This window comes from Thermostichus sp. OS-CIW-20 (assembly GCF_054061455.1).
In genome coordinates this window covers 1-12,513 of the sequence record NZ_JBSSEF010000010.1, presented here as the reverse complement: position 1 = coordinate 12,513, position 12,513 = coordinate 1, and the positions used below count along the sequence as shown (strand labels likewise).

The window sequence follows — 12,513 nt, the reverse complement described above, 5'->3', positions numbered from 1 at the left end:
CTTGGCTGGCTAGGAGGCGGACGAAGGGTTGATCAGCCGCTGCAGGGTGGGAATGAAGTCGGGGTAGGAGATGCGGGCACAGTCGGCCCCTCGAAGGGTGGTGGATCCCTGGGCGGCCAGGGCAGCTACCATCAAGCTCATGGCGATGCGGTGGTCGGCGTGGCTATCCACCTCGGCCCCCTGCAGAGGGATCCCCCCTTTGATTTCCAGGCCGTCGGGATATTCGGTGACCTGGGCCCCCATCCGGCTGAGTTCCTGGGCGATGGCCGCCAAGCGGTCGCTCTCTTTAACCCGCAATTCCGCCGCATCGCGAATGACCGTAGTCCCCTCGGCAAAGGCTGCCGCCACCGCCAAAACCGGGATCTCATCGATGAGGGTGGGAATGAGATCGCCGGCAATGCTGCAACCCCGCAAACGGGCCGAGCGCACGCGCAGATCCCCCAGAGGCTCGCCGGCCACCTCCCGCCGCTTCTCAACCTGAATATCGGCCCCCATCTCCTGCAACACCTGCAGCACGCCGGTGCGCGTGGGGTTGAGACCCACATCCTGTAGCAGCAATTCGCTCTCGGGCACAATCGAGGCGGCCACCAGCCAGAAGGCTGCCGAGCTGATGTCCCCTGGCACCTGCACCGTCTGGCCCACTAGGCGGGATCCCCCCACCACCGCCACGGTTTTTGCCGCCACATCGACAGAGATCTCGGCGCCAAAGGCCCGCAACATCCGCTCCGAGTGGTCGCGGGAAAGGGCCGGCTCTGTAACCTGAGTAGTGCCTTCTGCCAACAGGCCCGCCAGCAGCAGGCAGGACTTTACCTGGGCCGAGGCCACGGGCGAGTGGTAGTGGATCCCCTTTAGGGATCCCCCCTGCACAGCCAGAGGTGCCAGGTTGCCCCCGGCCCGTCCCCAGATGTTGGCCCCCATCTGCCGCAGCGGCTCCACCACCCGTCCCATGGGCCGCGAGCGCAGGGAGCGATCCCCAGTGACAGCAAAAAAGCGACCCGCCTGGCCAGCCAGGATCCCCAACATCAGGCGCAGGGTGGTGCCGGAATTGCCGGCATCCAACACCTCTGCCGGCTCCTGCAGGCGATCCAAGCCCACCCCCTGGATGCGGACGCACTCGCTGTTGAGCTCTGGGATATCGGCCCCCAGGGCCCGAAAACAGGCTGCCGTACTGCGGGGATCCTCCCCCAACGACAGGCCGTGAATGACGGTTTCCCCTTCCGCCAGGGATCCCAGCATCAGGGCGCGGTGGGAGATGGACTTATCGCCTGGAATGCTCACTTGACCGCGCAGGCCGCGGGCGGGCGAGAGCGTCAGGATGTCGGCAGAAGAAGCGGTGGTCAGCACAGCAGCCGTAACACCAAACTAAAGAACAGACAAAGGCAAGAGCAGTCTTAATCATACGTTAGGCTGGAACCTGCCCTGCTCTTGCCGGCGGTCGGCCTTGCACCCAGATGATCCTGAACCACTGGAAGACAGCCCGTCTTTTGACGGCAGCCGACCCTATCCTCGAGGATGAGCTTAACAACATGGATTCCTCGGTCGGGGCCTGGCCTCGGCCTTTTTTTTGCAAGCCCTTACGTTGTGAATGCTAGCGTTTGATGGTACTAGAGTTGTCTACCGATCCTGCAATAGGTAAAGCTAGGAGCGGGGAAAGAATCAAAGCCACCCCCTGCGCCTATGGACTTGGCAAGAGCTGAGCTTGGGGAAATGCTTCTGTACCACCACGAGTCCGTTTTGACGGAGGCAGTGGTGGCCTACCTGCAACCCCAGCAGGGCGGCGCGTTTTTGGACGTGACGTTGGGAGGCGGTGGGCACAGCTTGGCGCTGCTGCAGAGGGGAGCGGATCGCGTGGTGGGGCTGGATCGCGATCCGACGGCTCTGCAGGCGGCCCAGGCGCGTCTGGCCGCAGCCGGGATCCCCGGCAATCGCCTCCAACTCTGGCACCTCAACTTTGCCGATTTCGACCTGCAGCGGCACGGCTTTCGGGATGAGCGAGGGCAGGGGATCCCTTTCGATGGCATCGTAGCCGACCTCGGGGTGAGCTCGCCCCAACTGGACTGCCCCGAGCGGGGCTTTAGCTTTCGCGCCGAGGGGCCGCTCGATATGCGCATGGATCCCACTGCCGATCAGGAAACGGCTGCCGACTGGGTCAACCGCCGCCCCGTCGAGGACTTGATCGACATTTTCGTTCGCTATGGCGAGGAGCGCTTTGCCCGCCGCATCGCCCACCACATCGAACGCTCCCGCCCCCTTTTCACCACCACCCAACTGGCCCACGTAGTCTGGCAGGCGGTGCCGCCGGCGGCAAGACGGGGCCGCATCCACCCGGCCACGCGGATCTTTCAGGCCCTGCGCATTGCCGTGAACCGAGAACTGGAAGCCCTGGAAACCCTGCTGGCCCAGGCTCCCAATTGGCTAAAACCCGGCGGCAGGTTGGCCGTGATCAGCTTTCATAGCCTGGAAGATCGCCTGGTGAAATGGGCCTTTCGTACGGATCCCCGCTGGCAGGTGCTCACCCCCAAACCCCTGTGCCCTTCCGAGCTGGAGCAGCAACGCAATTCCCGCGCCCGCTCCGCCAAACTGCGAGTGGCTGCCCGCAGCAGCTAAGTTGCCGCCCTGCCCCCCTGGAGGCCCTCTGAGGTGCGTGGAGATCGGATAGAGTGGGGCCCAGTTGGCAGCAATTTCTTGGTGTGGGTGAGGTGCAAACCCCTATGGTCAGCCAGCCTTTGAACGCGAGCCGTGGCCGCAGTTTTCTCCCTGTCCAGCGCAAAACCGCGACCTTGGCCCCTCGTTCCCATCTAAGGACTACCCCGCCCCTCCCCGCCGGCAAAGTCAGAACCCGTCGCCCCCAACCCTCGAAATCAGCCTATCCCCATAGCCGGGATCCCGCCTGGAGAGAGCACCTGATCTGGTGGAAGCAGATCTCCACGGGCATGGCCATCGTCTCGGGGTTGTCAGTGCTGAGTGTGTACAGTTGGACGGTGCATACCCAAAGCCGATGGAGCCAGCGCTACCAAGTGTGGCAGCAGATGCAGCGCAACGAACGACAGTTTCTCCTCACCCAAGAGTCCATCGCCAATTCCTTGCGGGAAATCGCCGATCGCTCCGACATGGTGCCTCTGGTACCGGAGCGGATGATCGAGGTGCCAATTGCCCTCCCCAGTTCTGGGCAGGGGCAGAGCAAAGCCAAGCCTCTGGAGGCATCCGAGCAAGCCCCTCCTTTTTACCCGGTTGGATACTAATCCAAAGGCTCTAGGCGGTAGCGGCTGAGCCAGTGATCCAAGTGCACCTCCTCCTCATCCAGGAGTTGGGCGTTGATCAGACCCCGCTTGAAGGCAAGGCGAATGGCGCGGGCCCGCAAGCTAAAAGTTGTGCCCCACTCCTCGCTCTCAATTTGGTCGTTGCTCACCTCAAGCTTGTCGTAGAGATTGCGCAGACGATTGGTCACCCCTCGCCGCGACAAAAACCGCCGTGCGGCAATAGCTTGATCGGTGAGGCCGAGGGCAATATCGATCAACACCTCGTACTCAGCATCGCTGAGGCCGGTAATTTTGTTTTGCGAACGGGAATCGACCCCCCGCACCTCCCGATCGATCACGCATTGCTCATCCTGCACCACGGCCTGGATGGCACTGACCAATTTTTCGTCGGTGCAATTCTTCAGGAGATAGCCGTAGACAGTTTGCGGCGGCACGATCTTGTGCAGTTCCCGCACATAAACCTCATCGGCAAAGTGGGACCAAAAGATGATGCGCGTACTGGGTTGCTCCGACCAAACTTGTCGAGCCACCTCGATCCCGCTCATCTCGGGCATGCGGATGTCCAACAACAGGAAGTTGGGACGGTGCTGACGGTAGAGCTCCAATGCCTCTCTGCCGTTGGAGGCCATGTACACCGGGCCAAACTGAGGCAGATGCTGCATCAGCAGGCTGTGCACATGTTGGCGGTAAAGGGTGTCATCTTCAGCAAGGAGGGTGCTCACAGGCCTTGATCGCTAGTCGACCTACTCTATATGTTTCCTACCCTAGAAATCTCTGCGAAGGAAGACAAGGCACTAATGAGCAGTGGCAAAGTCGAGCCAGCGATCCCCTACGGCAGCTACAGGTAGCCCCTCAGGACGGTATTTGATTGACCCGGAACTGTTGCCATTCTTGGCGGGTTCGTTGCAGCATCTGTAGCAGCTCCTCCCACCGTTCGCCTTCGATCAGCCGCTCTATTTTCCCCAACTGGACTTGATAGCCACGCAGGGCGGCCAGGAGCGCCTGTCGGTTGTGACGGGCCATCTCCAGCCCCAACTGCGGGATCCCGCCACCGACACGGCTGGTATCTCGGAACCCGCTGCTGGCCAGGGTGCGAGCCAACTCCAGAATGTCGGGATCCTCCTCTTGGCCGACAGCAGCGATCAAGCCGGCGCCGATCATGACCGGCAAATGGCTGATCCAGGCCACCGCCTGGTCGTGGCGTTTCGGATCGGCCAGGACAACTTCTGCACCGACCGCTGTCACCAGTTCTTTCATCGCCTCGATCGCCTGCGGCTGCGTCTGGGGGAGGGGAGTGAGTACATAGGGCCGCCCCAGAAACAAGCTGGCTTCCGCCGCCTGGATGCCCTGCAACGTCTTGCCGGCCATCGGGTGCCCTCCAACAAACAGCGGCCACAATTCCGTTGCCGGAGCAACAATCGGTTGTTTCACCGAGCCGACATCGCTCACCACCGTCTGCGGCGATAGATGGGGCACCAAGGCCGCCAGCGTGACCAATACCTGCTCCAGGGGGGTGCAGATCACCACCACCTGGGGATCGAAATCAGCCAACTGAGCCAAATCGGTTCCACAGCCCTGCAGCGCTCCCCGTTCCAGCACCGCCTGACAGGTGGCCCGATTGCGGCTGATCCCCCAGACGGGATAACCCTCTTCGCTGAGTTTGAGGGCCAGGGATCCGCCGATCAACCCCAACCCGACAATGGCAATGCGCATGGTTTTCCGTATCTATGGTTACTATTAAGTACTCTGAAACGGCTTGGGGCATGGAGAGACGGCCTTTCCGGATCCCTTCCAGATTAAAACCAGATTAAAGCCAGATTAAAGGCTCCATCCCGCCGCGCAAAAAGCATACAGCGGAGGGATCCAGCAGCTAAGATGGAAGGATGAACTGGGTAACCCCCACAACAGTTCGCCCGGATCTTTCATCTCAGGAGGGGACCGTGCTTCATCGTAGGATCTATCAACTCAGCCGCGAAGGCAAGGATGTGTGGATCTACCTGCGCGATCAGGGACGCTGGCTGGAACGAGCCAAGATCCTCGATATCGAAGGGGATACCATCCTGGTTCGCTACGAAACGGAAGACGAAGAGGAGATTTGCTCCTGGGAGGAGATGATTCGTTTGGAGAGCATCGGAGCTGTTGCCCAGCGCCTTTCCTCCATCCCGAAAGGGGTGCTCAGCACCTCGGATTTGCTCATTTCCGAGGATTGTCCTCCTGCTGAGTTACTGCATTCTCCCTCTTCGCCTCGCGCCACAGAGCCCCTCAGCGAAGAGCATGCCGGCAGCGAGCGCCTTGAAGAGTATTACCTGGATCGGGAAACCTCTGCCGTCCGTGACGGCGAAGCGGAGTCTTTGCTGCCCCTGCGCCTGAACGGAGAAGACCTCAAACGGGCGGATCGGGCCCGAAACGATGTGGAAGGCCAGCGGGAGGGCAACCACGACTGAGCCGCAGTCTTCATGGAAAGCGGCAGAAAGGGATCCCTGGGTAGGATCTATTCTAGGAGGGATCCCCTACGGCAGGGACGAATGGTCAAGGGGCCGTAGAACTCCTCCTGGTAAAGCTCAACCTGCGAGCGAGAAGCCATTAGCAATAGCGACCAGAACACCTGAATCGGGTGGGAAGCCCCACCACTGCCTTTTAGAGCGCTTTCTTGGCAAAAGTATTGCTGCAGGTCGTCAAAGCTGATTTGGGCGAGACCCTGCTGCCAAAGTTGGGCAAGCAGAGATTCCAGCTCGGCGGCGGTCTCTACGAGGTTTTCTGGGTGGGCCAACTGAGCGACTGCTGATAGCGCTTGCTTGCGAGAAACCCGTTGAGCCAGGGGCCTTGAGGCAGGCTCAAGGCGCTGTTCCAGCAAGGTCTCCAGCTCCTGCAGGTGGCCGATTAGTTCTTTGAGGGTGATGGGCCGAGTCCGACTCGGGCGGGGCACGGCCCTGGGTTGCAACACGCGATCCAGTTGGGCCGACGACCAACTCAGCCAGGGATCCTCCTCCACCTGCACCGGGTTGGTCTCCTCACTTTCTTCGTCTTCCGGCTTCGACAGCGCCATCGCCTTGAGATAGACCAACATAGCGGCATGGAGAAAAGCCTGTCCCGACTCCGACAGGTCATGGCTGCTGGCAGTGGGAGCCATACGGGCTAAAAACCGATCGATGACGTCGATAACCTGCACATCCCACGGGTTAATCTCGCCCCGTTCCGCCAAATCGATAAGCAAAGCAATTGCCTCTTCAGTCGGTGAGTAGTCCATAGTGCCCCTAGCCTCTGTCCCTCACTGTAGCCCCCAAGCGGGATCCCGGCCATCTCCAGCCGGATTCAAACCTCCAGCTCAACTTCTCAAGCCAACCGGCTGTGCAGAGGCGGCGCGATCGTGTAAGAATCGTGTAAGATAGTAGTCCAGCTCTAGCAGTTGCTAGAGTGAGAGTAAGGGCGGTTAGCACAGTGGTAGCGCACTTCCTTCACACGGAAGGGGTCACAAGTTCGAATCTTGTACCGCCCATAGGTTTTGACCTTTAGCAGACAGAGCTCCCCCTTCTCCTGCTGGGTGCTGCTTCTGTCTACAGGCTCCCCCGCCTTTGCTGGGGAGCCACCGCTTATCGGCAACGAGGACAGACAGCTTCCTCCCTGCCCTTAGGCAGGTGCTTCAATCGGGGTAGGCTGGGAAGATGCAGGGCTCCCCTGACTATAACCAAAAGCTAGGAGATGCTGCATGAGTCCCTTCACCAACCCTCCTCAATCATTGACTGCCGGCGAGTTTTTATCTCACTTAGAGGAGATAACAGGAGCCTACAAAGTCAAGACGTCTATTATCACCTTTTACAGCAGAATTTGGAGCCAAGCATTCGATCTCAAGTTTTCCAAGGGTCAGTGGGTTTTCGGGTACAGCCCCTACTGGAGAGCGCTTCTGGAAGCCAAGCTCCAAACCAGCGAATACTATCCAATATCTTGCGTTGTCAGGACCTTCACTGACGAAAAACACAAGCGCAAGGCCCCAAATGGCAAAACCGTCTTGATCCCGACCAAAGAGCTAAGGATGTTCTTTCTTCCCGCTCCAGGTCAGGTTATTAAGCTAACTCCAGAGGAATGCTTTGCCTGTCACCATACGGACTCCCAAACAGGAGAGCCACTCCCCCTTGAGCAAGATGTCAAGTTCTTGTAGTGGCGGCAGTGGGAGTTAGAAACTCTGCCGGGGCTGGGGCCATGTAGCTTAACCCCAATCAAGAGCTTGGCTGCAAGCGCAACAGGGATCCGTTGGGGGCATCCGTCAGCAGGTAAAGCAAGCCATCCGGCCCCTGGCGCACATCCCGGATACGGCCAACCGCCCCTTCCAGAAGGCGCTCTTCTGCCACAACGCGATCCCCATCCAGCACCAAGCGCGCCAGGTGTTGCCCGGCCAGCGCTCCCACGAATAGGTTGCCTCGCCATTCGGGGAAAGCCTCTCCTGTGTAGAAAGTCATGCCAGAAGGGGCAATGGAGGGGGTCCAGTGCAGCAGCGGCGAAGCCAATCCAGGAGCTGCCGCCAGTCCTTGACCAACCGGTTCGCCGCTGTACTCCCGACCATGGGTAATCAGGGGCCAGCCGTAGTTGATGCCGGGGGCCAAGATGTTGATCTCGTCCCCACCTTGCGGCCCATGTTCGTGCGTCCAAATGGCTCCTGTATCGGGGTGGCGGGCCATTCCCTGAATGTTGCGGTGGCCGTAGGTAAAAATTTGCGGCAAAGCCCCCGCTTGATTCACGAAAGGATTGTCCGCCGGGATCCCGCCTGTATCCGTAACGCGCAACACCTTGCCAGCAGCATCCCCCAGATCCTGAGCCCGATCCCGCTCGCCGCGGTCGCCGGTGCTGATGTAGAGAAACCCTTCTTCGTCAAAGGCCAGGCGGGAGCCGAAGTGCTGTTGGGCAGGCGTCTTGCGCTCCATGTCAAAGATCACTTCCAGATCCTGGAGTCCCTTCTCCCCCAGGCGGGCCCGCGCCACCCGCGTCCCCCCGCCGCCCGGCCCAGGAGCCGCATAGGACAGGTAAATCCAGCCGTTCTCCGCGTAGTTGGGGTGCAAGGCGATATCCAGCAGCCCTCCCTGGCCGCGGGCAAACACCTCCGGCACCCCGGCAATGGGCTGGGGATCCAACCCCTGCTCGGTAACTCGGCGCAGCCGGCCCGGACGTTCGGTAACCAGGATGGTGCCATCCGGCAGAAAGGCCATTCCCCAGGGATGCTCCAGCCCGCTTGCCAACGTCACCACCCGAAAGCGCTGCTGGCTTTTGGCTCTGGGCAGAGCTTGGGCGTGATCCCCCTGTTGCAGGGACATGACCGTTTCCGGGCTAACCGGGTAGGCCCCCACGGCAGCAGGGACAAATACCCCTCCCAAAAGCAACAAGGAGAGGAGTGGTATCGCCGGGATCCGCATGGCCATTGCCGCCTCGTTTTCGCGATGGATTTTGAGGTCTGAGCTAGCCGATCATTGCTGCTGCTGATACATTCACGCTGAACTCTCCTGAACATGGTTCAGGAAAGAAGCGATCGCATCCTGCCTATCTCTGAGCAGGAAGGCGGTATCCCGCAAAGCCCTGAGGAATACCCCCCGAGCGCTTTCCCCCTTCACTTCCCGGCAACCGTTGCGGTGGACTCAAGGATCAGGGGGAAACTTGGTCTACTATATCCCTCTCAATGACTTTTGCCAAACCGCTTAAAGCTCAGTAAATTCAGCAAAGTTCAGGGTTTTGAGGGTTAGAGGCATGCTCTTCACAAAAAGATGTACCGATGGGAGCAAAGTTGGCTGCGCACAAGAGTGGGGAGCTCCCTGTTCCCTTGCGGCCTTGGGTTAGCCTTGAGGGCGGCGATCTGTCCCCAACCCATGCTGGAACCCGGCGAGATCTTCGGCCAATTCCCCGCCCGCCCACCCCAGCGGCAAACCTGCGGATCCCTGCAGGAACTCCAGATCCATCCCAGAGGGATCCAATTGCTCTGCAGGCAGGGCTGCTGGTCTGTGCAGGTGCTCACCCCTCGTCTGCTGCGGCTGCGCTTTAGCCCCAGCGGCGAGTTCTTGCCCCGCCGCTCTTGGGATGTGGCTCTGGCGGATGAAGAGTGGCCGCCGGCTTTTTTTGAGCTGCAGGAAAGCCCCACCCAAGTTCACCTAGCCACCTCTCAGGTGCAACTGCAGATCGACCGGGATCCCCTCCGCTTTAGCTTTCGCGATCCCCAAGGCCAGGTCTTTTGTGCCGATCTCCCCGCCGGCCTCAGTTGGGGATCCGATGACATCCGCCTGGTCAAATCCCTCCACCCCGCCGAGCGCATCTACGGCCTGGGAGAACGGGCTGGCCTGCTCAACAAGCGGGGCCGGCGCTACAGCCACTGGACCCGCGACTGCTGGGGCTACGACGCCCAGAGCGACAACCTCTATCTGGCCATTCCCTTCGCCCTGGTTCTACGTCCTGGCCTCTCCTACGGCCTTTTTCTGCACTGCACCCACTGGAGCCAGTTCGACCTGGGCCAGGCGGATCCTAAACAGTGGGCCATCGAAGTGCGCGCCCCCGAGCTGGACTACTACCTCATCTACGGCCCCACCCCCGCCCTGGTGCTCCAGACCTACACCCAGCTCACCGGGCGAACCCCCCTGCCTCCTCTCTGGGCCCTCGGCTACCAGCAGTGTCGCTGGAGCTACGCCAGCGCCGCCCAGGTTCTGGCTGTCGCCAAGCAATTTCGCCAGCGCCAGATCCCCTGCGACGCCATCTACCTGGATATTGACTACATGCGCGGCTACCGGGTCTTTACCTGGGATCCCCGCCGTTTCCCTGAACCAGCCCAGCTCATGGCCCAGCTTCACGAAGCCGGCTTCCGAGGGGTAGCCATTGTCGATCCCGGCGTCAAGTTCGATCCCGAAGCTGACTACGCCGTCTTTGACGAGGGCCTGGCCCAGGACTTCTTCATTCGCCGCGCCGATGGCCACCTCTTCCACGGCTATGTTTGGCCGGGCAAAGTCCTCTTTCCCGACTTCTCGTGCCCCGAAGTGCGGCGGTGGTGGGGATCCTGGCAACGGGTTCTCACCCAAGCCGGTGTGGATGGCATCTGGAACGACATGAACGAGCCGGCCCTCAACGACCGCCCCTTCGGCGACGGCGGCCAGATCGTGGATATCCCCCCCGACGCCCCCCAAGGCCCTCCTGAGGAGCGCACCACCCACGCCGAGGTACACAACCTCTACGGCCTGCTCATGGCCCGCGCCTCCCGCGAGGGTCTAGAACAGCTCAACCCCGCCCGGCGCCCCTTTGTCCTCACCCGCTCCGGCTTTGCCGGGATCCAGCGCTGGGCTGCCGTCTGGACAGGCGACAACCAATCCTCCTGGGAACACCTGGAGATGTCCCTGCCCATGCTCCTCAACCTGGGCCTGTCGGGAGTTAGCTTTGTCGGGGCCGACATCGGCGGCTTCGGGGGCAATGCCACTCCTGAACTGTTTGCCCGCTGGATGCAAATGGGGATCCTCTACCCCCTCATGCGCGGCCACAGCGCCCTGGGCACCCGTCCCCACGAGCCCTGGAGCTTTGGCCCTGAGGTGGAAGCCATTGCTCGGCAGGCCATCCAGCTTCGCTACCGGCTTCTGCCCTACCTCTACAGCCTCTTCTGGGAGTCCAGCCAAACCGGCTCCCCCATCCTGCGCCCCCTGTTCTACGAATTTCCCGACGATCCCCAGACCTACGAGATCTCGGATCAAGCCCTGCTGGGATCCGCTCTTCTGGCTGCCCCCGTCGTCCGCCCCGGCGTCCGCTGCCGCGCCGTCTATCTCCCCGCAGGCACTTGGTTTGACTGGTGGACAGGCCAAGCCCAGCGCGGCCCCGGCTCCATCCTCGTCCCCGCCTCTCTGGAGCAGCTTCCCCTGTTTGTGCGCGGCGGCTCCATCCTTCCCCTGGCTCCTCCCTGCCAATCCACCGCCCACCTGCGCCGCGACCAGCTCCACCTCCGCCTCTATCCCGGCGACGGCAGTTTCACCCTCTACGAAGACGACGGCCAAACCCTCGCCTACCAAAGCGGCCATTGGGCCACCACCACTTTCTGCCTGCGCCAAGAAGCCCACCAGCTCATCCTGGAGATCCAGCCGCGCCAGGGCAGTTGGATCCCGCCCCAACGCAACTGGATCCTCGAGCCCCTCGGCCAGAGCCCGCTTATTTTGGCAGACAGCGGACAAGCCCAGCAGATTCGCCTGCCCACTCCAGAAGGATCCCGCCCCTAGCCCACTGCCCTCACCGCCTCCAGCAGTTCGCGGTTGTCCCGCTTGAAGATGGGCAGCCACTCCACATGCTGATAGCGCAGGATCCCTTGGCTGTCCACCACAAAATAGGCCCGCCGCGTCCCCAAAAAACTGTCTACCCCATAGAGCTGGCTCACCTTCCTATCCACATCGCTTAGGAGGGGAAACTCCAGCTTAAGCTGCTCGGCAAAAGCTTCGTGTCGAGAGAGGGGATCGCTACTGATGCCCAGGATCTCACACCCTGCCGCCCGAAAAGCTCCCCAATCCTCCCGAAAGCAGCGCATCTCGCTTGTGCACACCGGCGAGAAGTCCGCCGGGTAAAAAGCCAGCAACACCTTGCTCTTGCCTCGGTAGGCCCCCAGCGAAATCGTCGCCCCCTTCGGGATCCCTTTCCCCACTGCAGGCAGGTTGAAGTCAGGAGCTGCAGTCCCAATCACAATCCCCATAAAGCCGTCCGAAACCTTAAGATCCCCTCACCAGTCTAACGGCGAATCCGGATCCCTTGCTGCGTCTGGAGGGGTTATGGTGGGTGGTATTGACATATGGGTTGAGGTGGGGGTAAGGTAGTAAAGCGCCAGCAAGGCCACCGGCCACGGCGCGCCAGAACCTTGACAAGTAACAGCAGTCAACCACCCGAGGACAGAGAGCTTCTGGGGTTTAAAGGACCGCGGGAGCCCTGTTCTGACAAGCACTCAACCCTGTCAAGCTTTTGAGACAAGCTCTTTGTTTTCTACGAAGAGTTTGATCCTGGCTCAGGATGAACGCTGGCGGTATGCCTAACACATGCAAGTCGGACGGACACCTTCGGGTGTCAGTGGCGGACGGGTGAGTAACGCGTAGGAATCTACCCCTAGGAGGGGGATAACAGCTGGAAACGGCTGCTAATACCCCATACAGGCGCGAGCTGAAAGGAGCAATCCACCTAGGGATGAGCCTGCGTCGGATTAGCTAGTTGGTGGGGTAATGGCCTACCAAGGCGACGATCCGTAGCGGGTCTGAGAGGATGGCCCGCCACA

11 protein-coding genes, 1 tRNA gene and 1 rRNA gene are annotated in these 12,513 nt (G+C 60.9%); 7 read left to right on the top strand and 6 right to left on the bottom strand.

What is annotated here, in order from left to right; genetic code table 11:
* Window positions 1-9 precede the first annotated feature (9 nt).
* Window positions 10-1,344, bottom strand: a complete 1,335-nt coding sequence (gene aroA / locus ACVWXC_RS05630; protein WP_011431103.1) for a 3-phosphoshikimate 1-carboxyvinyltransferase — start codon at window positions 1,342-1,344, stop codon at window positions 10-12.
* A 333-nt stretch (window positions 1,345-1,677) separates the two neighbouring features.
* Here aroA and rsmH point away from each other — a divergent pair, with 333 nt between their 5' ends.
* Entirely contained in the window at window positions 1,678-2,607 is a 930-nt protein-coding gene (rsmH, locus tag ACVWXC_RS05625; RefSeq protein ID WP_011431104.1) for a 16S rRNA (cytosine(1402)-N(4))-methyltransferase RsmH, read from the top strand.
* A 326-nt stretch (window positions 2,608-2,933) separates the two neighbouring features.
* Window positions 2,934-3,242: a hypothetical protein gene (locus ACVWXC_RS05620; RefSeq protein ID WP_414511347.1), complete on the top strand. Its 309-nt coding sequence runs from the start codon at window positions 2,934-2,936 to the stop codon at window positions 3,240-3,242.
* Here ACVWXC_RS05620 and ACVWXC_RS05615 read toward each other — a convergent pair.
* Together ACVWXC_RS05615 and ACVWXC_RS05610 are read right to left on the bottom strand one after the other, a co-directional pair.
* Complete coding sequence (locus ACVWXC_RS05615) at window positions 3,239-3,982, bottom strand: response regulator transcription factor (RefSeq protein ID WP_099812881.1); 744 nt, start codon at window positions 3,980-3,982, stop codon at window positions 3,239-3,241. The genes ACVWXC_RS05620 and ACVWXC_RS05615 overlap by 4 nt on opposite strands.
* 130 nt (window positions 3,983-4,112) lie before the next feature.
* Complete coding sequence (locus ACVWXC_RS05610) at window positions 4,113-4,973, bottom strand: prephenate/arogenate dehydrogenase (protein ID WP_011431107.1); 861 nt, start codon at window positions 4,971-4,973, stop codon at window positions 4,113-4,115.
* 227 nt (window positions 4,974-5,200) lie between these two features.
* Here ACVWXC_RS05610 and ACVWXC_RS05605 point away from each other — a divergent pair, with 227 nt between their 5' ends.
* Window positions 5,201-5,704, top strand: a complete 504-nt coding sequence (locus ACVWXC_RS05605) for a DUF6679 family protein (RefSeq protein WP_011431108.1) — start codon at window positions 5,201-5,203, stop codon at window positions 5,702-5,704.
* Window positions 5,705-5,751: 47 nt separating this feature from the next.
* Here the strand turns inward: ACVWXC_RS05605 and ACVWXC_RS05600 are convergent, their stop codons facing one another.
* Window positions 5,752-6,507: a segregation/condensation protein A gene (locus ACVWXC_RS05600; protein ID WP_457391638.1), complete on the bottom strand. Its 756-nt coding sequence runs from the start codon at window positions 6,505-6,507 to the stop codon at window positions 5,752-5,754.
* Window positions 6,508-6,684: 177 nt separating this feature from the next.
* On the opposite strand from ACVWXC_RS05600, the gene ACVWXC_RS05595 reads away from it, so the two are divergent.
* Together ACVWXC_RS05595 and ACVWXC_RS05590 are read left to right on the top strand one after the other, a co-directional pair.
* Window positions 6,685-6,756 (top strand) — tRNA-Val (locus tag ACVWXC_RS05595).
* 210 nt (window positions 6,757-6,966) lie between these two features.
* Window positions 6,967-7,416 carry a hypothetical protein gene (locus tag ACVWXC_RS05590; RefSeq protein ID WP_041438520.1) on the top strand — a complete coding sequence of 150 codons (450 nt, stop codon included), beginning with the start codon at window positions 6,967-6,969 and terminating at the stop codon, window positions 7,414-7,416.
* Between the two features lie 58 nt (window positions 7,417-7,474).
* On the opposite strand, the gene ACVWXC_RS05585 is transcribed toward ACVWXC_RS05590, so the two are convergent.
* Window positions 7,475-8,563 carry a PQQ-dependent sugar dehydrogenase gene (locus ACVWXC_RS05585; protein ID WP_011431110.1) on the bottom strand — a complete coding sequence of 363 codons (1,089 nt, stop codon included), beginning with the start codon at window positions 8,561-8,563 and terminating at the stop codon, window positions 7,475-7,477.
* Window positions 8,564-9,109: 546 nt separating this feature from the next.
* Here ACVWXC_RS05585 and ACVWXC_RS05580 point away from each other — a divergent pair.
* Window positions 9,110-11,479, top strand: a complete 2,370-nt coding sequence (locus ACVWXC_RS05580; RefSeq protein WP_240530530.1) for a glycoside hydrolase family 31 protein — start codon at window positions 9,110-9,112, stop codon at window positions 11,477-11,479.
* Here ACVWXC_RS05580 and ACVWXC_RS05575 read toward each other — a convergent pair.
* Entirely contained in the window at window positions 11,476-11,943 is a 468-nt protein-coding gene (locus ACVWXC_RS05575) for a peroxiredoxin family protein (RefSeq protein ID WP_011431112.1), read from the bottom strand. The genes ACVWXC_RS05580 and ACVWXC_RS05575 overlap by 4 nt on opposite strands.
* Before the next feature lie 283 nt (window positions 11,944-12,226).
* On the opposite strand from ACVWXC_RS05575, the gene ACVWXC_RS05570 reads away from it, so the two are divergent.
* Window positions 12,227-12,513 (top strand): 16S ribosomal RNA (locus ACVWXC_RS05570); the annotation flags it as partial.